At 40.3% G+C, this 21,773-nt stretch carries 27 protein-coding genes; 19 read left to right on the plus strand and 8 right to left on the minus strand.

Annotated elements, in window-relative coordinates; all coding sequences use genetic code 11:
* Positions 1-10 precede the first annotated feature (10 nt).
* The 13 genes from DWA30_RS02705 (at position 11) to DWA30_RS02765 (ending at position 10,935) form a co-directional block, all read left to right on the plus strand.
* Positions 11-2,017 (plus strand): alpha-ketoacid dehydrogenase subunit alpha/beta, encoded by a 2,007-nt coding sequence (locus tag DWA30_RS02705; RefSeq protein ID WP_114491017.1) that lies wholly within the window; start codon positions 11-13, stop codon positions 2,015-2,017.
* Between the two features lie 98 nt (positions 2,018-2,115).
* Complete coding sequence (locus tag DWA30_RS02710) at positions 2,116-2,277, plus strand: DUF1328 domain-containing protein (RefSeq protein ID WP_114490992.1); 162 nt, start codon at positions 2,116-2,118, stop codon at positions 2,275-2,277.
* A 56-nt stretch (positions 2,278-2,333) separates the two neighbouring features.
* Entirely contained in the window at positions 2,334-2,813 is a 480-nt protein-coding gene (locus tag DWA30_RS02715; RefSeq protein ID WP_114490993.1) for a lipocalin family protein, read from the plus strand.
* Complete coding sequence (locus DWA30_RS02720; protein ID WP_114490994.1) at positions 2,813-3,520, plus strand: YiaD family glycine zipper/OmpA-like lipoprotein; 708 nt, start codon at positions 2,813-2,815, stop codon at positions 3,518-3,520. The genes DWA30_RS02715 and DWA30_RS02720 overlap by 1 nt, the downstream gene beginning before the upstream one ends.
* A gap of 87 nt (positions 3,521-3,607) precedes the next feature.
* A complete protein-coding gene (locus tag DWA30_RS02725; protein ID WP_114490995.1) occupies positions 3,608-4,735 on the plus strand; it encodes an NAD(P)/FAD-dependent oxidoreductase in 1,128 nt (375 codons plus the stop codon).
* The gene (locus DWA30_RS02730) at positions 4,732-5,466 is read left to right on the plus strand and encodes a methyltransferase domain-containing protein (RefSeq protein ID WP_114490996.1); all 735 of its coding nucleotides are present in this window, start codon (positions 4,732-4,734) and stop codon (positions 5,464-5,466) included. Before DWA30_RS02725 ends, DWA30_RS02730 begins: the two co-directional genes overlap by 4 nt.
* Entirely contained in the window at positions 5,450-6,502 is a 1,053-nt protein-coding gene (locus DWA30_RS02735) for a type III polyketide synthase (RefSeq protein ID WP_114490997.1), read from the plus strand. The genes DWA30_RS02730 and DWA30_RS02735 overlap by 17 nt, the downstream gene beginning before the upstream one ends.
* A 2-nt stretch (positions 6,503-6,504) precedes the next feature.
* Complete coding sequence (locus DWA30_RS02740) at positions 6,505-7,284, plus strand: SDR family oxidoreductase (protein ID WP_114490998.1); 780 nt, start codon at positions 6,505-6,507, stop codon at positions 7,282-7,284.
* Between the two features lie 10 nt (positions 7,285-7,294).
* Entirely contained in the window at positions 7,295-7,747 is a 453-nt protein-coding gene (locus DWA30_RS02745) for a 3-hydroxyacyl-ACP dehydratase FabZ family protein (RefSeq protein ID WP_114490999.1), read from the plus strand.
* A complete protein-coding gene (locus DWA30_RS02750) occupies positions 7,740-9,011 on the plus strand; it encodes a beta-ketoacyl-[acyl-carrier-protein] synthase family protein (RefSeq protein WP_114491000.1) in 1,272 nt (423 codons plus the stop codon). The genes DWA30_RS02745 and DWA30_RS02750 overlap by 8 nt, the downstream gene beginning before the upstream one ends.
* A complete protein-coding gene (locus DWA30_RS02755; RefSeq protein WP_114491001.1) occupies positions 9,012-9,260 on the plus strand; it encodes an acyl carrier protein in 249 nt (82 codons plus the stop codon). It begins immediately after the preceding gene.
* Complete coding sequence (locus DWA30_RS02760; protein ID WP_114491002.1) at positions 9,257-10,471, plus strand: class I SAM-dependent rRNA methyltransferase; 1,215 nt, start codon at positions 9,257-9,259, stop codon at positions 10,469-10,471. The genes DWA30_RS02755 and DWA30_RS02760 overlap by 4 nt, the downstream gene beginning before the upstream one ends.
* 101 nt (positions 10,472-10,572) lie before the next feature.
* A complete protein-coding gene (locus DWA30_RS02765; protein WP_114491003.1) occupies positions 10,573-10,935 on the plus strand; it encodes a hypothetical protein in 363 nt (120 codons plus the stop codon).
* Positions 10,936-11,009: 74 nt separating this feature from the next.
* On the opposite strand, the gene DWA30_RS02770 is transcribed toward DWA30_RS02765, so the two are convergent.
* The 3 genes from DWA30_RS02770 to DWA30_RS02780 form a co-directional block, all read right to left on the minus strand.
* Complete coding sequence (locus DWA30_RS02770; RefSeq protein WP_136073140.1) at positions 11,010-11,450, minus strand: arsenate reductase family protein; 441 nt, start codon at positions 11,448-11,450, stop codon at positions 11,010-11,012.
* 41 nt (positions 11,451-11,491) lie between these two features.
* The gene (gene hpf, locus DWA30_RS02775; RefSeq protein ID WP_114491005.1) at positions 11,492-11,797 is read right to left on the minus strand and encodes a ribosome hibernation-promoting factor, HPF/YfiA family; all 306 of its coding nucleotides are present in this window, start codon (positions 11,795-11,797) and stop codon (positions 11,492-11,494) included.
* Between the two features lie 76 nt (positions 11,798-11,873).
* Positions 11,874-12,833 carry a TerC family protein gene (locus DWA30_RS02780; RefSeq protein ID WP_114491006.1) on the minus strand — a complete coding sequence of 320 codons (960 nt, stop codon included), beginning with the start codon at positions 12,831-12,833 and terminating at the stop codon, positions 11,874-11,876.
* Between the two features lie 143 nt (positions 12,834-12,976).
* On the opposite strand from DWA30_RS02780, the gene DWA30_RS02785 reads away from it, so the two are divergent.
* The 4 genes from DWA30_RS02785 to DWA30_RS02800 all read left to right on the plus strand — a co-directional run bounded on the left by DWA30_RS02785 (position 12,977) and on the right by DWA30_RS02800 (position 16,541).
* The gene (locus tag DWA30_RS02785; RefSeq protein ID WP_114491007.1) at positions 12,977-14,944 is read left to right on the plus strand and encodes an aconitate hydratase; all 1,968 of its coding nucleotides are present in this window, start codon (positions 12,977-12,979) and stop codon (positions 14,942-14,944) included.
* Between the two features lie 101 nt (positions 14,945-15,045).
* A complete protein-coding gene (locus DWA30_RS02790; protein WP_114491008.1) occupies positions 15,046-15,645 on the plus strand; it encodes a nitroreductase family protein in 600 nt (199 codons plus the stop codon).
* A 6-nt stretch (positions 15,646-15,651) separates the two neighbouring features.
* Positions 15,652-15,846 (plus strand): hypothetical protein, encoded by a 195-nt coding sequence (locus tag DWA30_RS02795; protein ID WP_114491009.1) that lies wholly within the window; start codon positions 15,652-15,654, stop codon positions 15,844-15,846.
* 197 nt (positions 15,847-16,043) lie between these two features.
* A complete protein-coding gene (locus DWA30_RS02800) occupies positions 16,044-16,541 on the plus strand; it encodes a DUF4251 domain-containing protein (protein ID WP_114491010.1) in 498 nt (165 codons plus the stop codon).
* 329 nt (positions 16,542-16,870) lie between these two features.
* Here DWA30_RS02800 and DWA30_RS02805 read toward each other — a convergent pair whose 3' ends face one another.
* A complete protein-coding gene (locus DWA30_RS02805) occupies positions 16,871-18,010 on the minus strand; it encodes a serine hydrolase domain-containing protein (protein WP_114491011.1) in 1,140 nt (379 codons plus the stop codon).
* Between the two features lie 220 nt (positions 18,011-18,230).
* Here DWA30_RS02805 and DWA30_RS02810 point away from each other — a divergent pair, with 220 nt between their 5' ends.
* Positions 18,231-18,824, plus strand: a complete 594-nt coding sequence (locus DWA30_RS02810; RefSeq protein WP_136073141.1) for a hypothetical protein — start codon at positions 18,231-18,233, stop codon at positions 18,822-18,824.
* Here the strand turns inward: DWA30_RS02810 and DWA30_RS02815 are convergent.
* A complete protein-coding gene (locus DWA30_RS02815) occupies positions 18,818-19,684 on the minus strand; it encodes a winged helix-turn-helix domain-containing protein (RefSeq protein ID WP_114491013.1) in 867 nt (288 codons plus the stop codon). The two genes, DWA30_RS02810 and DWA30_RS02815, sit on opposite strands and share 7 nt — an antisense overlap.
* A 116-nt stretch (positions 19,685-19,800) precedes the next feature.
* On the opposite strand from DWA30_RS02815, the gene DWA30_RS02820 reads away from it, so the two are divergent.
* The gene (locus tag DWA30_RS02820) at positions 19,801-20,358 is read left to right on the plus strand and encodes a YceI family protein (RefSeq protein ID WP_114491014.1); all 558 of its coding nucleotides are present in this window, start codon (positions 19,801-19,803) and stop codon (positions 20,356-20,358) included.
* A gap of 81 nt (positions 20,359-20,439) precedes the next feature.
* Here DWA30_RS02820 and DWA30_RS02825 read toward each other — a convergent pair whose 3' ends face one another.
* The 3 genes from DWA30_RS02825 to DWA30_RS02835 form a co-directional block, all read right to left on the minus strand.
* Positions 20,440-20,637 carry a hypothetical protein gene (locus DWA30_RS02825; RefSeq protein ID WP_114491015.1) on the minus strand — a complete coding sequence of 66 codons (198 nt, stop codon included), beginning with the start codon at positions 20,635-20,637 and terminating at the stop codon, positions 20,440-20,442.
* Between the two features lie 72 nt (positions 20,638-20,709).
* A complete protein-coding gene (locus DWA30_RS02830; RefSeq protein ID WP_136073142.1) occupies positions 20,710-21,312 on the minus strand; it encodes a hypothetical protein in 603 nt (200 codons plus the stop codon).
* Between the two features lie 4 nt (positions 21,313-21,316).
* Positions 21,317-21,773: RNA polymerase sigma factor (locus DWA30_RS02835; RefSeq protein WP_136073143.1), on the minus strand; the 457-nt coding region annotated here is incomplete at its 5' end.

The raw sequence follows: 21,773 nt of genomic DNA on the forward strand, positions 1-21,773 counted from the left end.
ACGTATCTATATGAAATCCCAAACTGCGACCAAGGTCCATTTTAATTACGATCGAAGCGATCTTTCCGAATCTACCTTATTAATCTTATACCAACGCATGCTTAAACCTCGTTTGATCGAGGAAAAAATGCTCATATTATTACGGCAAGGGAAAATATCGAAATGGTTTAGCGGTATTGGCCAAGAAGCGATCTCGGTAGGAGTAGCCTCTGTTTTAAACGCTGATGAATACATTCTACCAATGCATCGAAACTTAGGCGTTTTTACCACTAGAGAAATATCACTGTTTAGACTGTTCTCCCAATGGCAAGGAAAAGCCAATGGTTTTACAAAAGGTCGTGATCGCAGTTTCCACTTTGGTACGCAAGAATATAAGATCGTTGGGATGATCTCTCACTTAGGCCCACAATTTGGAGTGGCAGACGGAATCGCATTAGGAAACAAACTAAAAGACAACAACCAAGTATGTGCCGTATTCACCGGCGAGGGCGGAACCAGCGAAGGCGATATACACGAAGCAATGAATGTCGCTTCGGTTTGGAAATTACCTGTCCTTTTTTGTATCGAGAATAATGGTTACGGACTTTCAACACCTACAGACGAACAATACAATTGTGAGCATTTGGCCGATCGCGGTAAAGGCTATGGGATGGACGCACATATAATTGAAGGCAATAACATCTTAGACGTTTATAAACAATTAACCACTATTGTAGAAAGCATGCGTTCCAATCCGAGGCCTGTGTTAGTTGAGTTTAAAACTTTTAGAATGCGTGGGCATGAAGAGGCTAGTGGTACTAAATATGTACCACAAGACCTAATGGATGAATGGGAGGTAAAAGACCCGCTGATCAATTTTGAGAATTTTCTAGTAGACCAAGGATTGCTTTCCGAAGAAAAAATAGATACCTATAAACAGGACATTAAAAAAGAAATTGATGAAAATCTGGAGCTCGCGTTTAAGGAACCGGTAATTATCGCTTCTGAAAGTTCCGAAATAAATGATGTATATAAGGAGTTTGAATATAAAGCTGTTATTGAAAACGATACTACAGAAGAACTTCGTCTCGTAGACGCGATCTCCCAAGGATTGAAACAATCGATGCAACGACACGAGAATTTAGTCATCATGGGACAAGACGTCGCAGAATACGGCGGTGTTTTTAAGATCACAGAAGGTTTTGTAGATGAATTTGGTAAAGACAGAGTTCGAAACACACCCATTTGTGAATCGGCCATAGTGTCGGCAGCGATGGGATTGTCGATCAACGGATTTAAAAGTGTGATGGAGATGCAATTTGGTGATTTCGTGACTTCCGGTTTTAACCCTATTGTTAACTATTTGGCTAAAAGCCAGTACCGTTGGAATCAGAATGCCGATGTGGTAATTAGAATGCCTTGTGGTGCAGGGGTGGGAGCCGGTCCTTTTCACAGTCAGACCAATGAAGCCTGGTTTACGCACACTCCGGGACTCAAAGTGGTATATCCGGCCTTCCCGTACGACGCCAAGGGCTTGTTAGCTACGGCAATCGAAGATCCTAATCCGGTGTTGTTCTTTGAGCACAAGGCCTTGTACAGAAGCATTAGACAGCAAGTTCCTACTGATTACTACACCCTTCCTTTAGGCCAAGCCGCTCGATTACGAGAAGGAGATGCTATTACTATTATAACATATGGAGCGGGAGTACACTGGGCGCTAGACGTATTGGAGGAAATGAAAACTGTTGCTGCCGATCTTATCGATTTACGGACACTTTCGCCATTAGATACAGAAACTATCTTCAATTCTGTTAAAAAAACATCCAAGGTTTTAATAGTGCAGGAAGATTCACTTTTTGGTGGTATCGCATCCGATATAAGCGCATTAATTTCGGAGCATTGTTTTGAATGGTTGGACGCGCCGGTGCGCCGACTGGCAAGTTTGGAAACACCCATCCCATTCGCTGCGAACCTTGAAGAACAGTACCTTCCGAAGCGAAAATTAAAAGCTGTTTTAAGCGAACTTATTGCTTATTAATACTTTAACAATTGCTGTTAAACTTAAGATAAACATTCTCTATCGAACTTCTTTGTTGCGTACCTTAGTGATATACTAATCATTAAAACAAATAAATTATGGTACGTTGGATCGTTATTTTTCTAGTAATCGCAATCATTGCAGCAATTTTTGGTTTCGGAGGTATTGCCGAAGGAGCTACTGATATCGCAATGATCATCTTTTGGATATTCTTAGTACTACTAGTACTGTCTTTATTATCTAGATTATTCAGAAGATAGAATTACCCATTCATCAATCAATTTCTATCAACTTAAACACTAAACACGAAACACTTATGAAAAAATTAATGTTATTAGCTGTTTTGGCGGCCACCGTATTTGCGTGTGGTGTGCCAAAAACGGTTACTGAATCACGAAAGATTATAAAAGGATATTGGAATCTCGATAGGGTAAGCTACAGCGAGTCCGGCACCTTTAATGCTACACTGCTAAGTGATACTTCGGCAGAATGTTTTGAAGGCAGTACATGGCGTTTTATTCCGAATAACAATACTGGAGTGTACACCATAAACGATGCAAATTGTCCTACCGGAGATCGTAATTTTATCTTTACAATTCAGGAGATCGATCCTACTACCGGTTTGTACGATTTCTTACTGAAACCTACCAATGAAAAAGGAAAATCGGATGACAATGTTGGCTTTAGGCTAAGGTTGGCACAACTTAACGAGTCCTCTATGCGATGGGAACAAACTGTTACATTAGATGGAGCTCCCTTTCAAATAAATATGAACTTTTCTAAAATAAACAAATAATGAGAACATTTTTGAAACAATTTTCTTACGCAGCCTTAGCGCTTGTATTTATAGCAAGTATTAGTAGTTGCGAGGCGACGAGAAATGCAAATAATAAACAAAAAGGTGCTGTAATCGGTGCTGCCGGTGGAGCCATTCTTGGTGCCATCATTGGAAACAATGTAGGTGAAGGCGGAAATGGTGAACTTGGTGCCGTTATTGGTGGAGTCGTTGGTGGTACAGCCGGTGTGATCATTGGTAACAAAATGGACAAACAAGCTCAGAAGATCGAGCAAGAAATTCCCGGTGCTCAAGTAGAGCGAGTGGATGACGGAATTGTTGTAACCTTCGATGAGAACAGTGGTGTGTATTTTGACACAAATAAGTACAACATTAACGCTGCATCTCAGGCTACGCTAGACAAGCTCACAAATGTATTGAGAGAATACCCAGACACGAATGTATTAGTTGTTGGGCATACCGACAGTACGGGTTCTGAAGAGTATAATATGACCCTTTCAAAACAACGTGCACAATCGGTAACCAATTACTTTACAAATGTTAAAGGATTAAGCTCAAGCCGATTTACCACTAACTGGTACGGAGAGCAAACCCCGGTCGCCGACAATAGTACGGCCGCAGGTAGAGCACAAAACCGTCGTGTAAATGTGGTTATCGTTCCTAATGAAAAAATGATACAGGATGCCGAAGCAGAAGCCGGTAACTAATTATTATATATTCACAATTCAGAAGAATCCCGGAGCAATCTTGTTTCGGGATTTTTTTTTCTGAAATAATTCAGCGTACTTTAAAAGGTGAGTGCAGAAAAAACATTTGAAGTGATCATTGTAGGAGGTGGAATCGCAGGTCTTACCAGCGCCATTCACCTTTCCCAACAAGGAATTGAAGTATTGCTTATTGAAAAATACGAATATCCCAATCACAAGGTATGTGGCGAATATGTTTCTAATGAAGTGCTATCGTATTTAAAAGATCTGGGAGTTGATCCGTTACTACATGGCGCCCTTCCAATTTCAAATTTTTTAATTAGCGATCAAAAAGGAAATGAACTTACAGCTGCACTTCCGCTTGGCGGATTTGGAATTAGCCGATATGCCTTCGATCTGCTGTTGTATACGCACGCTAAGAAGCAGTGTTCCTTTGTTTTTGATACTGTGCAACACATCAATTTTCGCGACGATCATTTTACGGTTATCACTTCAACGAATGAATATAAAGCACACTATGTTATTGGTGCCTTCGGAAAACGCTCGAATTTAGATAAGACCCTAGATCGTGATTTTATAGATCGCAAATCACCATGGTTGGCGGTTAAAGCACATTATGAATTCGATCTTCGGAAAGATACGGTTGCGCTACACAATTTTGAGGGCGGTTATTGTGGTCTTTCTAAAACAGAGACCCATGCTGTAAATGCTTGTTACCTTGCTACCTATGCTTCATTTAAAAAATATGGGGCGATTGATGATTTTCAAGAGAAAGTACTTTCAGAAAACCCCTACCTAAATCAGTTTTTTAAACAGGCTGTACCTTTATTCGATAAGCCCTTAACCATAAGTCAGATCTCTTTTCAAAAAAAACAGCCTATAAAAGAGCATATCTTTATGGTGGGCGATAGTGCCGGACTTATCCATCCACTTTGCGGTAACGGTATGGCGATGGCCATTCACAGTGCTAAACTTGTATCCGATCTGCTTTCCGAAGCAATAAAACAGCATACGGTAGATCGCCAAACATTAGAAAAAAAATATAAGGCTGCTTGGCAACAAACCTTTGCCAATCGGTTGGCGACGGGTAGACGCATACAACGGCTTCTGCAGAACCCAACGGCTACTGCCTTCGGATTTCAAATTGCACAATTGTTCCCGGCCATAGTGCCTGCCATAATTCGAAAAACACATGGAAACCCAATTGAAGTATGATCTATTATGCCACTAAATATCGTTCACAACAGGCGGAGATCATGGATGATTTCATGCTTCAAGGCGATGAATTACAACGCTTACTAACCGACCTTCGGAAAGTGAACAGCTTATTGGGTGGAGTAGCAATAACAATGAACGGCATCGAAAAGTTGGTACAAGACATTCCTGTAGACCAAGAAATTACCATACTCGATATAGGATGTGGCGATGGTGAAATGCTTCGTGAATGCGCGCGCTTCGGAAACAGAACAGGAAGAAAATTAAAACTCATCGGTCTTGATGCGAACGACCATATACTTTCAATTGCAAGAGAACGGTCTGTGGATGATACTACTATTTCGTTTCAGCAGTGCAATGTCTTTTCCGAAGAAAAAAATCAGATTCCACAGTGCGATATTGCCTTATGCACCCTGTTCCTTCATCATTTCGACGATAAAGAGATCGTTACATTATTACAAAGAATTCTACTTCGAACGAAAGTAGGAGTGGTTATCAACGACTTACATCGCAGTAGGTTCGCTTTCGAGCTTTTTAAAGTATTTAGTGCTATCTTTCTAAAGACCAAAACGGCCAAATACGACGGATTGGTTTCCGTAGCCAGCGGTTTCAAAAAAAAGGAAATTAAACGATTAGAGAAGCAACTTGAAAATGTAAAGACAAGCCTGAACTGGCGATGGGCTTTTCGCTATGAATGGATTCTAAAAAAAATTGATGAGCATAACAATTAAAGCAGTTGCAAAGCAGCTCCCAAAATATTCACGAGAGACTAAAGAGATACTTCCATTTGTAGAACAATGGCTATCGGGTAAAGAAGACAGGTTTAAACGAAAGGTACTAAAGATCTTCGAAGGGGCCGGTGTGGAGAAACGCTACTCGATCATGGATGCTCCGGAAGTGTTCTTTTATAACAGTTTTGAAGAACGCAACGATATTTACATTCGCGAAATAAAAGAGTTGGGACGAGAGAGTCTTAAAAAAGCACTGAAGAAAGCCAACTGGGAGGCGACTGACATAGATTTTATAATTACGGTGAGCTGTACAGGGATCATGATACCCTCGGTAGATGCCTATCTTATTAACGACCTTAAGATGCGTCAAGATGTAATACGACTCCCGGTTACTGAAATGGGCTGCGCTGCAGGCGTCTCCGGAATTATTTACGCCAAAAACTTCTTAAAGGCGAATCCGGGAAAACGTGCGGCAGTAATTGCACTGGAATCGCCAACGGCCACTTTTCAGCTAAATGATTACTCCATGGTAAATATGGTGAGTGCCGCTATCTTTGGCGATGGTGCTGCTTGTGTGCTATTAAGTTCGAACGAGGAGGACGATGGACCAAAGATTCTGGGAGAAGCAATGTATCATTTTTACGATGCCACAAATATGATGGGGTTTAAACTTGTTAATTCCGGTTTGCAAATGATCCTAGATAAAGAGGTCCCACAAAAGATCGCTTCTCACTTCCCAGAAATTATCCATCCATTTTTATCAAATTACGGAAAGACCATAGAAGATATAGATCATCTTATTTTTCATCCTGGTGGAAGGAAGATCGTTGAAACTGTTGAAGATTTGTTCGGTAGTCTGGGTAAGAATATTGATGATACCAAAGAAGTTCTTAAATTATACGGGAATATGAGTAGTGTAACCGTATTATACGTATTAGAACGATTCATGGACCGAAAGCCAAAGGCCGGTGAATTAGGACTTATGCTAAGTTTTGGTCCCGGATTTTCTGCACAGCGAGTATTAATTTCTTTTTAAAAATGGAACATTCATTCAAAAATAATTGGGCAGTGATTCTTGGCGGTAGCAGTGGTCTCGGATTGGCTTCGGCGCAGCTATTAGCGTCACATGGCATGAATATTTGCATCGTTCATCGCGATCGTCGTAATGCATTACCCGAATTTAACAAAGCGATAGATGAGATGACAGCTCAAGGAGTGGATGTACGTACTTTTAACAAAGATGCGCTTGCTTCGGCAACACGACACTTAGTGCTCAATTCAATTCCCGAACAAAAGGTAAAGTTGTTGTTGCACAGTATTGCCAAAGGAAGTTTAAAACCTATGGTAGCCGAAGATGATGACGCTTTGCTAACACGAGAGGACCTAGCAGTTACATTGCATGGTATGGCTACAAGTTGGTACGAATGGTCTCAGGACCTCATTCGATCGAATAAATTTATAAATGGTGCAAGAAATATTGCATTTACAAGTGAAGGAAACACCAAAGTATGGCCCGGCTACGGTGCGGTCTCTGCAGCAAAAGCAACCCTGGAAGCCCTCATGCGAAACATGGCTGTTGAAATGGCGACTTTAGGGATCACTACAAATTGTATTCAAGCGGGGACCACTTTAACACCCTCTTTTAAACGTATACCGGGAAGTGATCGCTTAACACAACTGGCAAAAGAAAGAAATCCGATGGAGCGATTAACCACTCCCCAAGATGTCGCGAAAGTAGTGTATTTGCTTTGCAAAGAAGAAGCTAACTGGATTAACGGCAGCGTTATAAAAGCCGACGGAGGAGAAAGCATTCGATAAGCTTATGAAAATGACAACTGCCGAAATACTCGAAAAACTACCCTACGACAACCCTTTTTTGTTCGTGGATTCAATTGTGGCAGTTTCTGAACAGGGAATAGAAGGCAAATATACGTTTCGGAAAGATTTGTTTTTTTATGAAGGCCATTTTAAAGGAAACCCCGTAACACCCGGTGTATTGCTCACCGAATGTATGGCACAGATCGGTTTGGTTTGCTTCGGAATCTATTTACGTTCAGAAGAAAATGTAACGAATATCGCACAGCTACAGGTAGCACTTACCACTACCGACATAGAATTCTTACACCCGGTTCTTCCTGAAGAAACCGTCACTGTAATTTCTGAAAAAGTGTATTTCCGATTTAATAAACTGAAATGTAAGGTGCGTATGCTCAACCAACAAGGTACAACGGTGTGCAAAGGCATTATAACCGGCATGTTAATTCCGAAAGCAAATGAATAAGAAACGCGTTGTAATTACCGGAATGGGAGTGGTTTCACCGAATGGCGTTGGTTTGCAATCGTTTACCGAAGCCATTAAAAGTGGTACTTCAGGTATTGAGACCATAGCGGAGTTAAAAACACTCAACTTTTCCTGCACGATTGGTGGGCAACCGCATGTTTCCGAAGAAAAGAAAAACGAATATTTTACACCATTACAACTTCGCAACTTTAATAGCAACGGTATATTATTCGGGGTAATTGCCGGAATGGATGCGCTGCGAGATGCCAAAATCAATACCGAGGGAGACGCTCCCAATTGGGATCTTGGGATTATCTTTGGTACAGGAACCAGCAGTGTCGACAAATTTCGAGAATCTATTTATAAAGTGGATGATGGCAACGTAAGGCGCTTAGGGAGTACTACGGTTATGCAAATCATGGTAAGTGGCGTAACTTCGTATTTAACTGGAATGACTGGTGCAGCAAATCGCGTTATTACGAATTCTTCGGCTTGTGCCACTGGTACGGAAGCTATAATCCTTGGATATGAACACATCGCTGCCGGCAACGCCAAGATGATGCTCTGTGGAAGTACAAGCGATAGCGGCCCTTATATCTGGGCCGGCTTTGATGCATTAAAGGTTACCACCTATAAACATAACGAATCACCTACGGAAGCATCACGACCCATGAGTGAACATGCTAGCGGATTTGTTCCCGGGAGTGGGGCAGGGGCACTGGTACTAGAGTCCCTTGAAAGCGCCTTAGAACGCAATGCCACTATTTATGCAGAGGTATTGGGTGGTGCTATTAATAGTGGTGGTCAACGAGGCCAAGGTAGTATGACCGCTCCAAATAACGAAGCAGTACAAGCTTGTGTTAAGAACGCTTTGAAAAATGCGGGAATTTCGAGTAGTGAGATCGATGCTATAAACGGACATCTTACAGCCACGACCAAAGATCCTGTAGAAATAGCTAATTGGTGTGCAGCCTTAGAACGTAAGGGAAGTGATTTCCCGTTTATTAATTCGCTTAAATCCATGGTAGGACATTGTCTGGCGGCCAGTGGCAGTATTGAATCGGTGGCAGCTGTATTACAATTACATCACGGATTTATTTTCCCGAACCTAAATGTCGCGCCTATTCATCCGGAAATATTGACAATGATCCCTGCAGCATGCATTCCGAAGAAAGCCTTATATCAACCCATAAAAACAATAGTAAAAGCAAGTTTTGGCTTTGGAGATGTAAATGCCTGTGTTATCTTTAGAAAAAAAATATAAATGACGACCGAACGTATCTACGCCAAATTGGTACCTATTGTAAAAACCTATCTGCCAGAAGATGTTGACATCTCTGCTATCGAACCGGATAGCAACCTTACTAAGGACCTTAATATAAACTCGGTGCATTTGGTCGACATCGTTTTAGACGTTGAAGATGCTTTCGATATTGAATTAGCGAACGAGGATGTTGAAAATTTACATACCGTAAACGACGCGCTGGAGATCATTCAGAAAAAGATAAAATGATTGGATTGCCTACGTATAGTCCGCAAACACTAGCGGTTAAATTAAGTGCAGTGGGGGAACGCAGCGTTCGTTCAGGTCACCCGTGGCTTTTTTCCGAAAGTATTAAAAAGATCAACAAGCAAGGCAATGCAGGAGATATCGCCATTATTTTTGGTCAGCGAAACAACGAAGTAATTGGTGTTGGATTGTTCGATCCGCATTCGCCCATCCGTATAAAAATGTTGCATCATGAAGGAAGTGCCTCCATCGATACTAATTTCTTTAACGAACGAATTGCAAAAGCGTATGCGTTGCGATTCGAGCTCCTTTCAACGAATACCAACAGTTACCGCCTGCTATTTGGGGAGAATGATGGTTTTCCTGGCTTTATAGCCGATGTCTATGCCAAGGTGCTGGTAGTTAAGTTATATTCGGCCATATGGTTTCCTTTCCTCGAATCGCTCATTCAATCCTTGGTAGAAATTACAGCGGTCGAAACGGTGGTGCTTCGATTAAGTAGGCGATTAAGCGAACTTAAAGAGCATTCGCTCGTAGATGGACAGTTGCTCTTTGGTAGCCTTGCTTCGGAAGACGTGGTCTTCTTAGAGCATGGCATTCAATTCAAGGCCAATGTGATCCACGGACATAAGACAGGGTATTTTCTAGATCATCGTCACAACAGAAAGCGCATAGGCGAGCTAGCCGGTGGAAAAACCGTACTTGACGTATTTAGTTATGCCGGCGGATTTTCAATTCACGCGCTAATGGGCGGGGCCAAGGAGGTTACTAGTGTCGATATTAGCAAACAAGCCTTGGAAGTGGCGAAAGAAAATGCCGCTTTAAATTCATTTTCCGGAATACATAAAACAGTAGCCGGAGATGCATTTACAGTACTAGAACAGCTTAAAAAAGAAGGCACGACCTTCGACTTAGTAATAATCGATCCACCCTCTTTTGCGAAAAGTCAAAAAGAGGTTCCAACGGCCAAAAAGAAATATGCACAATTGGCGCGTTTAGGAGCTGCAGTAACATCGAAGCGTGGGATGTTAGTACTGGCATCTTGTTCCTCCAGAGTGATTGCTTCCGAATTTTTTTCCATCAATACAGAGGCCTTAAAAACTACTTCAAGATCTTTTAAAGAAGTGGCACAAACCTTTCATGATATCGACCATCCTATTAGCTTTCCGGAAGGTGCTTATTTAAAATGTGGCTATTACCAATTTACACCATAAGAGTTATAAAGCCTTGTTAACACTGGCGTTAAAGAGTATTAAAAAATTTGGTTTACCGTTTTTCGATTGTATATTATTAACAGACATTAAAAAATATAACAATGAAAAAGATACTCACAATACTAATGCTGTTCATTGCAACAGCAGCCTTTTCGCAAGATCCCTGGTGGCAGAAAGACAGCGATACTTTTGAAGCACAAGCAGATAAATTGACCGAGCAATACAGTGCAGAATTAGCATTACGCTCTAAACAAGAAATTTTATTTCAGAAGAAAATCGAAGAATTCTTAATTCGATACGACCAAATCGAACAAAACTATACAGGAAAAGAGAAGCTTGATATGTTGTACGGAATGCGTAAAAATGAAACCGCCGAAATGCGAGATATTCTTACCGATCCGCAATTTCAACTCTATGTAGAACTCAAGCAAAAGTTACAGCCATTAGCCACGGTTGATGAATAACAATACTTAATAAAATAAAAACCCGATTGCGCAATGCAATCGGGTTTTTTTATGAATTAGTGTAAGATTAGGGATTAATCGTTCTTCCCATTGGAAGTTGGTTTGATCGTTGGTTTTTCGGTATGCATGGTCTTTTCCAGCCCTGCCGAATCGACATTAAAGAACTTCAACACATCGGTTGGATTCACGATTTGTTGTGTCTTTTTACCATTAATTGCAATGGGTTGGGTTAATACTTCGTTGTTATTTTGAATAATTTTAAGCCAATCGTTGGTGTCGAATTCTGAAGTGTCGTCTGCTTTTACCACACGTTTATCTACGAGATCGCCCACAGACATGCCCATGGTTTCAGCCAATTCGGCCCAAACGGTATCTGGGACTTTAGTTTGCGCGATATCAATGGCATTTACCTTGTCACGAATTCCTTGTATATAACTTAAGGTGTGCTTTCCCACTCGGGTATTGCTACTGTAGATTAATGTAAATTCTCTGTCGTCTCTTGCGAGTACTCCCATAATGTTCATTTTGGTCAATTATTTATTTTGATGGACACAAATTACATGTGCGTTTTCATTTTTTCCTTTTTCTTTTGTAGTTGTCGTTGTACTTCAGACACTGCCTTTGCCAGAGAAATTTCAAACTTCTCATTGTTCGATTCAGAAAACAAGGTGGTGCCGGGAACGTTTATACGTATTTCGCAAATGCGACCGGTATTGTCGCTACTGGTATTTTCTTTTTTAAAATATACATCGGCCATTACGATAAAGTCGTATTTATCTTCCAACTTCTCTAATTTCTCTGTAGCAAGTTGCTCAAGGCGTGCGCTTGCTGAAACATCTTTATACTCAAAATTGATATTCATAGTGCTCAGTTTTTAAAGTTAACTAAAGATACAATAGGTAGGAGGGAGGAACAAAATTTTAATACGATTTTGTGAATTATTCTATAGGTTGCGGGCTTTCTTCGGAAGGAGGAATGAGTAGCGATGCTACAATTCCGCCTATTAGTGAAACCGCAATTACCGAAAGTGATAACCACTCCGGAATCTCTACATGGTGTACTAAGATCATTTTTACGCCTACAAATCCTAAGATAACCACCAAGCTATAGTTAATATATCGAAATTTTTCAAGCATCCGTGAAATTAAAAAGTACATTGATCGCAATCCTAAAATCGCTAAAATATTAGAACTAAACACGATAAACGGATCTGCCGTAATGGCTAAAATAGCCGGAATGCTATCTAAGGCAAATAACACATCGGTTAATTCGATAATCACTAACGCCAGGAATAGAGGCGTAGCCGCACGCACACCCATTTTTCGAATAAAGAACTTTTCTCCATCCATATGCTGTGTGACCGGAAACAGTTTCCGAAGAAAACGGTAGATCTTCGAGTTCTTAGGATCGAATTCTGTATCGGAAGATCTAGCCATCTTATAAGCGGTGTACAGTAAAAATGCACCAAAGACATAGATGATCCAATCGAATTTGTTAATAAGCGTCACTCCAAACACGATCATCAACGCTCTAAAGACTATAGCTCCTAGAATTCCCCAAAATAAGACTCGATGTTGGTACTTGGCGGGGATCCCAAAAGAAGAGAAAATGACTGCGATAACAAAGACATTATCGATGCTTAATGAAAGTTCAATAAGGTATCCTGTTATATATTTTAGAACGGCGTTGTTCGGACTAAGGTTGGTGGGGTTTTCTATGAGTCCGTTATTAAAAAGCCAATAGATCACACCCGAAAAACTCAAGGCGACGGTAATCCATATGGTCGTCCATATAGAGGCTTCTTTGGTTTTTATAATGTGTGCTTTTCTATTAAATACACCCAGGTCGAGTGCGAGGAAGAGCATGATAACGGCAATAAAAATAATCCAAATGGTCATAGTAGAAAATGAAGTACAAACTTCGGCATTTTTTAGAAACGTAACTATTAAAGGATACCGAATTATTGCGTTAAAAAATATAATTTATTGTTAAAGAAAAGCTTCAAATAACACAGATTAGATAACTTATAACAAAACTTTGAATTATGGCGTTGAACGTAACACAAAAACTCATTAAAGAACATCTTATAAAAGGGGAAATGTCTCCCGGAAAAGAGATCGGTTTGAAGATCGACCAAGCCTTGTTACAAGATGCTACAGGAACACTTGTGCAACTTGAACTTGAAGCTATGGGACTTACAAAAGCGCAGACCGAGGTAGCTGTGCAATACGTAGATCACAACTTGTTGCAGACCGATTACAAGAACGCAGACGACCACTTGTTTTTACATAGTGCCGCTCAAAAATTTGGACTGTGGTTTAGCAGGCCGGGTAACGGTGTAAGCCATCCAGTTCATATGGAGCGCTTCGGAAAGCCGGGTAAGACCTTGGTAGGAAGTGACAGTCATTCATGTGCAGCCGGGTCGTTAGGCATGTTAGCCATTGGAACCGGAGGTTTGGATGTGGCTGCCGCGATTGCCGGGCAACCCTATTTTGTAAAGATGCCGCAAGTAATGGGCGTTAAACTAACCGGCAAATTACCCGATTGGGTAAGTGCTAAAGACGTCATTTTAGAAATGTTGCGACGGCACGATGTAAAAGGAGGTGTAGGGAAGATCATAGAATATTACGGCGACGGTTTACAGCATCTTAGTGCTATGGATCGCCATGTGATCGCCAATATGGGAGCCGAACTAGGCGCAACCACCACTGTATTCCCCAGCGATGAAGAAACCAAACGATTTTTAAAATCACAGGATAGGGAAGGGGATTGGACCGAAATTGTAGCCGACTCCGATTGTGAATACGATCTACATGAAGAGATCGTGTTAGACGAGCTAGTGCCATTAATTGCTTTGCCGACCAGTCCCGGAAATGTAGTTCTTGTTTCTGAAGTAGCAGGAAGGAAAATTAGTCAGGTGGTAATAGGATCTTCTGCAAATCCAGGCTTACGTGATTTTTGGATTGCCGGTGCCATTGTAAAAGGAAGATCGGTGCACAGTGATGTGTCCTTCGATATTAACCCAACCAGTAGGCAGATCATACAGAACATGATCGACAACAAAGCCTTTGCCAATTTGATTACGGCAGGAGCGCGCTTTCACCAAAGCGGATGTATGGGCTGTATAGGAATGGGGCAGGCCCCTGCCAGTGGAACCATTAGCTTACGAACGATGCCACGTAATTTCCCGGACCGATCGGGAACAAAGGACGATCAAGTGTATTTGTGCAGTCCCGAAACTGCGGCTGCTTCCGCCTTAACAGGAACCATTACCGATCCGAGAGATCTTGAAGACCGTTTCGATATGAAGTACCCGAAGTATGAGGCACCCGAACTTCAAATAATTAATACCGATTTGTTGGATGCACCGCCGTCGTCTTCCGAAGAAATAGAACTTATTAAAGGACCCAATATCACTTCGATTCCACATATTAACGAGCTTCAAAACACATACGAGGTTCCGGTCTTACTGAAGATGGGAGATAATATTTCGACCGATGAGATCTTAAAAGCAGGAGCAGAGGTGTTGCCTTTCCGAAGTAATTTACCAGAAATAAGCAAGTATAGTTATATCGTTATTGATCCAACTTTTTACGATCGCGCCATGAAGGAGAAAGATGCACATGGGGGTCATATAGTCGTAGCCGGTGAGAATTACGCACAGGGAAGTAGTAGGGAACATGCGGCCTTAGCTCCTAAATACTTAGGACAGGTGGCCGTAATCGCCAAAGGATATGCGCGAATCGCATGGCAGAATTTGGTGAACTTCGGAATCCTTCCGTTGGAGTTTGAAGATCCTGCCGATTATGAAAAGATCGAACAAGGCGATATGATTGGGTTTAAGGATCTTAGGAAAGCTGTTTCCGAAGGTGATAAAATATCGGTACTCGTGAAAAAGTCTTCGGGTGTGATAGAGATCCCAACAACTCACAGTATGAGCGACCGACAAATTCGTATTCTTTTAAAAGGTGGAATTATAAACGATTTTAAAGAGCGCTTAAAAATGTGATCAATCGCTCCAAAAAACCTAAATGTTTGTTGAGGGTTCGTTAAAAGTTCGTAAATGCATATGGTCTTCCTAGTTAGAGACCTTATATTTAAAATAAAAAGATGATCGAGAAAAATACCCCCACACAATTTGATATTAATAATCTGGTAGAAAATCGCTGGAGCCCACGAACGTTTGCTTCTACGCCTATTAGCGAAACCCAGGTAAAGACCTTATTAGAAGCAGGGCGATGGGCACCAAGTAGCAGTAACATGCAACCGTGGCGTATAATTTGGGGCATCAAAGGCACGCAGATGTACGATCGTATTTTTAACTGTCTGGATGATTTTAATCGCGGATGGGCCGGAAATGCACAGGTTTTATGGATAAATGCCTTTAAAAAAACAATGAACGACTCTGATAAAGAAAATTTTCACGCCCTGCATGATTTAGGGCTATTTATGGGTAATGTGTGTTCACAGGCACAGCACATGGGGTTAGCCGTGCATCAAATGGCCGGGGTGCAACACAAAAAGGCGCATCAAGAATTTAGGTTTACAGACGATTATCATGTTGCGACAGCAGTAGCGTTTGGATATTATGGAGGAGATGTAAGTGACCTACCCGAAGATCTTCGGAAGGAAGAAACCAAGAAAGAACGAGAACGCAAAACGCAAGATGAATTTGCCTTTAATGGAAACTTTAACAGCAACAAACAATAAAGACATATGAAAACGAAAGAAACGAGAAAAAAGAAGCATGCCGATTTTCAAGACAGCTATCGCAGATCGTCGAATTTTGGAAAGGCCATTAAGAATGAGGATTTTGCTGTAACAGGTAATGGCAAACTAAAGTTAACCGACGAGGAGCGCAAAGCACGTATGAACGTGGCCGATTTTTCTTTATCGGAAGAAGAAGAATAGCGCGAATTGAAAAGCGAAATTTTTAAATAGAGCCAAAACGACAACAAAGGGCAGTCATCAACTAAACAATTAGTTTAATTGAAGCTTTCTCACACAAGGGGACTACAGTAATTTTGAGTTAGTATTGTTGTATTTGCAGGCCTTGCCGTGGTATGGTTCTTGTGTTTTGATGTTCGGAAACTTAGCATAGTAATAGAATGAAATTTTACAGTTATATATTGGTACTGTTATTAGTAGGATGCGCCGCAGGTTCAACAACGAGTGCTGATCGTACTACTAATAGTGAAGAATTAGCACGGATTATTAGTTCGGTAACGGAAGGAACGCTTGTTATGGAAATGGAATGGGCGTATCCTGTAGGCGGCTCCCAGATAAACTTAATAGGAACACCAAATCATCTTACATTTAAAGACGGAACGGTTACAGCAGCTTTACCGTATTTTGGCGAACGACATGCGGGTACTATTTATACAAGAGACGGCGGCGTACAATTTAAAGGAGTACCTAAGGAGCTTGAGATCAAGGAGAACGTAAAGAAAGGCACACAGGTGATAGAGTTCGATATTCGTGAGCAAGGCGAATTGTATGATGTACGTATTATGTTTTACGACAATTTAACTTGTAGTGTTTACGTGGTAAGTACGCAGCGCGAATCGATTCAGTACGACGGTCGAGTAGTACGATCTAAAGAGTAGTGTATTGGTTTTAGGAGATAGAAAGCATTACATTATCTACTTTCCTATATTTTCTATTTGACATAATATAAATTATAGTACATTAGATAGCAAATTGCTGTATGCGCAGCATTTTACATAATTACAGATATAAATTCCGCGTCAGTGGATTATATCGTTACGTAATTATGTAAAAAGCAATTTGTGGTTAATACCATCGAATGTTTTACTAATTACGCTGTGCTATTTGATATAAAATCAGTACTAGTGCTTCAGTACTTGAACGGTACTGATTTTATGGCAACATGTCGACAGTTGTGTTATTTAAATAAAAACGAGCTAGTAAGCTACTACAACTTATTTTCTATAATTTTTAGAATATCATACACCAACTTTAATGTGTTTTTGGAAGCTTCTAATTGGTTTAAAGTACCTGTAATATAAGTGTCTAATTGAGGACAGTACCATAAGAAAGAAGCTGTACTACCTGTGTGTCCAATAATTTGTAAGTCTGTTTCAATATTCAATAGGTCCTTAAATGACACTTTTCGTATTCCAAATCCATATTCCATTCCCACAGTTTCATTAACCCAATCTTGCATTGCCAAACGCGTTTTCTGTTTAACAATTTGGTCATTATTGTAAGCTTCAAAAAACGCAATTAGGTCTTGGGTTGTTGCTACCAGACCTCCGCCTCCCCAATCGGCGCTTAAACTCTTGATTGATGATAGCTCAAATTCACCAACATAAAACTTGGCTATAGACAGTTCATTATTTAGAGGCGATGATTTTAAATTAATGTATGATCCATCCATACTTAAAGGTTGAAAAATATATTGCTGAAAGAACCTATCTAACGATTTACCGCTTACTTCTTCTATTATCAATGCTAATAGCACATATGCTGTATCGGAATAATGATAACCCTTACCAGGAGGAAAAAGAGGTTTCATCTTCACCTTCGTGAATTGTATTATTTCTCGAGCCGTCCAAGCCTTATTCGTGTCAATTAGTAATTGATCTATAATAGCAGGACTTCCATCAATTGTTACATCGGTAAAATAGTCCGGTAAACCGGAATTATGCTGTAATAATTGAGCTATAGTTATTTCTCTTGAATACTCTTTACCCTTTAAAAGGTGAAGGTGATCTATAAGGCTCTCCGGTAAATATTGAGCTATTCTATCTTCAAAGTTCAACTTTTTATGATCCTTTAATATTCCAATAGAAGCAGCTGTAAACATTTTAGTAATACTCGCCGTATAAAAGGGACTTTCTGTAGTAATGGTATCTTCGGAATTAGATGCACTCTCGACTAAATGAATATTTATGCCTTTAGATTTAGAATACACGTGCAGAAAAGCGCTTCTTATTGTTTCTTTTTCTAGTTTAGTTTTAAACAACTCCATAACCTCTTTATGTACAGATTGTTGACCAAATGAGGAAATCGCTAAAAAAAGAAATAATGCTTGTAGACTACTGTTTTTCATGTATTTTCTTTATTTACTGTTAATTACAGCATATAAATTTAGAATTTTATTATTAGTGCCGATCAAATTTCAAAGCGATATGAGATATTAAAGTATCTCGACAGCGCATTATACCACACTTCCAACTACTCCCATAACATCTTTCACACTTTTTTTACAGCAGTTTGACAGTCCGTAATAAAATATCGGCTACGTTCGTAGTAGATTAAAATAACTACACATGCGAAATAGAATTGTATTCCTACTACTCCTTATAAGTAACTCAGTTCGCCTTTTAGGGCAAGAGGCACCTCCTACATTAGTGAAAATAGACGATTCTTGGGGTCGTGAAATTATAGCCTTTCCCATTGACTGGGCACCAAAAGTAGCACTTTCAGGCTATGAAGAACTGCGTTTCGCTCCCGGTTGGGATCAAGAAGCGCATCCAAATTTTTGGTCTATGGTCATTGTTTGGAACGTAACGCAACAAAAACTCCTGACGGTTTCAGCTATAGCAACGAATATGAAAGATTATTTTGATGGACTTATGAAACCTAATCATTGGGCCACCGATTTTCCGGAACCATCAATTCAATTGGAAACTATTTCCGAAGAAAATACAGAAATGACCTTTATGGGAACCTTACGCTTTTTTGATGGATTTCATACGGGCAAACTGATAACGGTACAACTACAGGGTTCTCAACACTTTTGTGCCGACACCGATCGTTCGTTGGTGTTGTTTAGAATGTCGCCACAAACCCCGGAACACGATATTTGGACTACCTTGAACGCCATCAAGCTGTTACCGTCAAGTTGTGAACCGGATCATTGATCAATCTCCAGCTTGTACCCTACTCCATGTATATTGGTGATCTGTACCCTTTCATCTTCTTTTAATTTTTTCCGAAGTTTGGAAATATAGGTGTCCAGACTCCTGCCTACAATTACGCCATTGTCTTCCCATACTTTTTTGGTGAGTTCTTCTCGTTTTATGACTTCGTTAGGACGTGAGACCAATAGCTCCAATAATTCGCATTCTTTGTTCGATAAAGGGATCTCTACGGCTTCTTTAACAATTTTATGCTGTTCGGGGTAAAACCGAAAACTTCCCAGCGTGGTCACATTTTCTTCTCGCAACTGTCGCCGATACGCACTATAACGGCTATAGAACACCATGCCTAAAAACGCAAGCACCAGTCCGACCAAGAGGTAGAACCAGCGTTCGTCATTGGAGGCTGTAATGGCAGATTCAGTAAACGTAACTACAATAATATAACAATCTTTCGGCAAGGCGCGTCCTCGACACGGAATTAGCGTGGTGGCGGTATTACCGGTCATTTCATAACTGTAGGCCGTTTCTCCATCGATACAACGCAATACTTCTACGCGATATCCTTCAGGTAAGGATGCGTTCTTGAAATGAGTAGCAGTGGCCTGTAACAGATCATCCGGAAGAATGGATAGAGCTTCTTCGAACGACAGCACATATTCCTGAGACGGTGTTTCCCGAACCGGCAACACCAACGAAGTTGTATCCGCTACCGAGACCAACAAATCATTTCCTATCGCACGCATGGCAATTTTAGCTCGTTTAGAAAATGACGTATCCTCACGTTCGTTTTGAGTGCATGACATACTGCTACAAAGCAATACGAGTATAAGAAGTAAATAGCTTATTGGTTTTTGAAACATAGCACTGCAAATAACCTACATTTTCATGAAATTTTACAACGGTTGACATTTCTTTTACACTCTTTTGACATTTTCTACACGCCTCCCTCCTAGTTTTACACCAAAATCAAATCATTATGCGAACAGTATTTTATATTCTTATGTTAGTCGTCGGACTATCGGCTACGGCCCAATCTCAAACAACGTATACCTTAGATCCTTTTGCCAGTTCAATACAGTGGAAAGGGTCTTATAGTTTTTCGTTTAGTTCTCATACAGGTACATTACATTTTAAAGAAGGAGAACTCACTACTAATAATGGTACAATTACCGGTGGCACCTTTGTTGTCGATATGACCACCTTGAGCAACGAAGATCACTTATTGGGAAGAGGTCCTGTTACACACTTAAAGAATGAAGATTTCTTTGATGTGGAAAAATTCCCGGAAGCTACATTGGTTATCACCAAAGTAAATTATAGTAAGAGTGAAAATAGGCATGAGATGCAGGCCGACCTCACATTAAAGGGCATTACCAGACCTATAATCTTTAGAGCATATGCCGACGGACCAAAAAAACAGCTTTCGGCTCAATTGAAATTAGACAGAACCCTATGGGGTATAACCTACAATAACAAATTGAAGAATGAGGCAATTTCAGATGCTATGGAACTCGATGTACTGTTACAATTTTAGAGATCGATCGTGCAAATAATAGTTAGTCCATAAACCGGTAAAATAAATACACTTTTAAGGAAGATCTTTCCGAAGTAATACTTAAGAAGTTTCGCTAGCGTCGGTTAATACGAAATTTCTAAATCGGTCCCATTTTGTGAGCAACCATAGTGCTAATCCTATATCAAAGACCAGTATTTCTACATACCACGGATAGGTATCCGGAACGATTACAAATGCAAGCAGCATAATTAGAACACCGGTGATACGAAAAATAGGCAGTACAATTGCTTTATTCATTTTATATGGTATTTAACTATAGGTCACAAGATACTCATAAAAATTTCAATGGATCGGTTCTTTTTCTGAACCTTAGGCTTCTAACTCTTTAATTACGCGTTCTGCAGAGGCGGTAACGCGTTTATAACTTCGGTATCCCCAACGACTAACAATTATCATAAAAGCTATCCCGAGTCCGATGGCGATGAAGAAGGAAACATCCATTTCTTTTTGGAACAACGGGTCATTTCCGAAGAGATGATTGCTCACCGGAATAATACAGACAAAGAATAGAAATCCGAGCGCCATTCCTACCTGCTGAATAAGAAGCATTCGTTTCTTTTTTCGTGTAAACGCAATAAGTGTATTCTTATAATTATCGAGTGTAAGATCCAGTTGTTTCATATTGCGTATGGCACCTAAGGTTAAAATGGGTAAAATGGTAAGAAATGCGATACAAAATAAGCTACAAACAAGCAGATACGGCTCGTTCATCTTATTGAGCGAGAATAGGAGCACAATGGCTATTGCAAAGCAGATTACGGCTCCAGAGGTTTCATAGGCGGTTAATGCGCTAAATCGGTTTTTATATTTTTGTTGTGTCATCTCTATTATAAGTTTATCGGTTAAACGTTGTTGATTTTCAAGTTTCTGACTCATGTCATTCCAAACGGTTTTCATTTCATCTAAATCCATGGTCTTATTTTTTAATTGATTTTTTTAATCGCTTTTTAATTCTTCCAATTCGGGTGCCTATGTTCGAAGTGGATAAGCCTGTTATAGTGGCGATCTCATCGTGTTTTTTTCCTTCTAGATAGAGCAAAATAATTCCCCTGTCTATGGCTTGCAGCTCCTTTATATGTGTGTAGAGTAATTGTATTCGTTCTTCCATCACCGCATCGGCTGTCTCTTGTTTTAAGTGTAGCGTGTCCAACCCAACGTTGTGACCGTTTCGTTGTGCCTGCTTGTTAAAGAACAGTGCTGTATTTAAAGCAATTCGATACATCCAAGTACTTACCTTGGCATCCCCTCGAAATTGCTCAAAGCCTTTCCAGAGCTGATAAACGATCTCTTGATATAAATCCTTTTGGTCGGTTTCATTCTGGGTATACACGCGAGTGATCTTATAAATAATTCCTTCATTTTCTTTAATGATC

This window comes from Candidatus Ulvibacter alkanivorans (genome assembly GCF_003333325.1).
In the GTDB taxonomy this organism is placed as follows: domain Bacteria; phylum Bacteroidota; class Bacteroidia; order Flavobacteriales; family Flavobacteriaceae; genus Ulvibacter_A; species Ulvibacter_A alkanivorans.

Bases quoted from the DNA above. Each gene is read 5' to 3' on its own strand.
- DWA30_RS02745 (WP_114490999.1), top strand. From the start codon at position 7,295: ATGACAACTGCCGAAATACTCGAAAAACTACCCTACGACAACCCTTTT.
- DWA30_RS02755 (WP_114491001.1), top strand. From the start codon at position 9,012: ATGACGACCGAACGTATCTACGCCAAATTGGTACCTATTGTAAAAACC.
- DWA30_RS02780 (WP_114491006.1), bottom strand. From the start codon at position 12,833: ATGACCATTTGGATTATTTTTATTGCCGTTATCATGCTCTTCCTCGCA.
- DWA30_RS02730 (WP_114490996.1), top strand. From the start codon at position 4,732: ATGATCTATTATGCCACTAAATATCGTTCACAACAGGCGGAGATCATG.
- DWA30_RS02805 (WP_114491011.1), bottom strand. From the start codon at position 18,010: ATGAAAAACAGTAGTCTACAAGCATTATTTCTTTTTTTAGCGATTTCC.
- DWA30_RS02735 (WP_114490997.1), top strand. From the start codon at position 5,450: ATGAGCATAACAATTAAAGCAGTTGCAAAGCAGCTCCCAAAATATTCA.
- hpf (WP_114491005.1), bottom strand. From the start codon at position 11,797: ATGAATATCAATTTTGAGTATAAAGATGTTTCAGCAAGCGCACGCCTT.
- DWA30_RS02830 (WP_136073142.1), bottom strand. From the start codon at position 21,312: ATGGATTTAGATGAAATGAAAACCGTTTGGAATGACATGAGTCAGAAA.
- DWA30_RS02760 (WP_114491002.1), top strand. From the start codon at position 9,257: ATGATTGGATTGCCTACGTATAGTCCGCAAACACTAGCGGTTAAATTA.
- DWA30_RS02720 (WP_114490994.1), top strand. From the start codon at position 2,813: ATGAGAACATTTTTGAAACAATTTTCTTACGCAGCCTTAGCGCTTGTA.
- DWA30_RS02705 (WP_114491017.1), top strand. From the start codon at position 11: ATGAAATCCCAAACTGCGACCAAGGTCCATTTTAATTACGATCGAAGC.
- DWA30_RS02765 (WP_114491003.1), top strand. From the start codon at position 10,573: ATGAAAAAGATACTCACAATACTAATGCTGTTCATTGCAACAGCAGCC.
- DWA30_RS02825 (WP_114491015.1), bottom strand. From the start codon at position 20,637: ATGAATAAAGCAATTGTACTGCCTATTTTTCGTATCACCGGTGTTCTA.
- DWA30_RS02750 (WP_114491000.1), top strand. From the start codon at position 7,740: ATGAATAAGAAACGCGTTGTAATTACCGGAATGGGAGTGGTTTCACCG.
- DWA30_RS02820 (WP_114491014.1), top strand. From the start codon at position 19,801: ATGCGAACAGTATTTTATATTCTTATGTTAGTCGTCGGACTATCGGCT.
- DWA30_RS02810 (WP_136073141.1), top strand. From the start codon at position 18,231: ATGCGAAATAGAATTGTATTCCTACTACTCCTTATAAGTAACTCAGTT.
- DWA30_RS02770 (WP_136073140.1), bottom strand. From the start codon at position 11,450: ATGGGAGTACTCGCAAGAGACGACAGAGAATTTACATTAATCTACAGT.
- DWA30_RS02710 (WP_114490992.1), top strand. From the start codon at position 2,116: ATGGTACGTTGGATCGTTATTTTTCTAGTAATCGCAATCATTGCAGCA.
- DWA30_RS02790 (WP_114491008.1), top strand. From the start codon at position 15,046: ATGATCGAGAAAAATACCCCCACACAATTTGATATTAATAATCTGGTA.
- DWA30_RS02740 (WP_114490998.1), top strand. From the start codon at position 6,505: ATGGAACATTCATTCAAAAATAATTGGGCAGTGATTCTTGGCGGTAGC.
- DWA30_RS02800 (WP_114491010.1), top strand. From the start codon at position 16,044: ATGAAATTTTACAGTTATATATTGGTACTGTTATTAGTAGGATGCGCC.
- DWA30_RS02795 (WP_114491009.1), top strand. From the start codon at position 15,652: ATGAAAACGAAAGAAACGAGAAAAAAGAAGCATGCCGATTTTCAAGAC.
- DWA30_RS02815 (WP_114491013.1), bottom strand. From the start codon at position 19,684: ATGTTTCAAAAACCAATAAGCTATTTACTTCTTATACTCGTATTGCTT.
- DWA30_RS02715 (WP_114490993.1), top strand. From the start codon at position 2,334: ATGAAAAAATTAATGTTATTAGCTGTTTTGGCGGCCACCGTATTTGCG.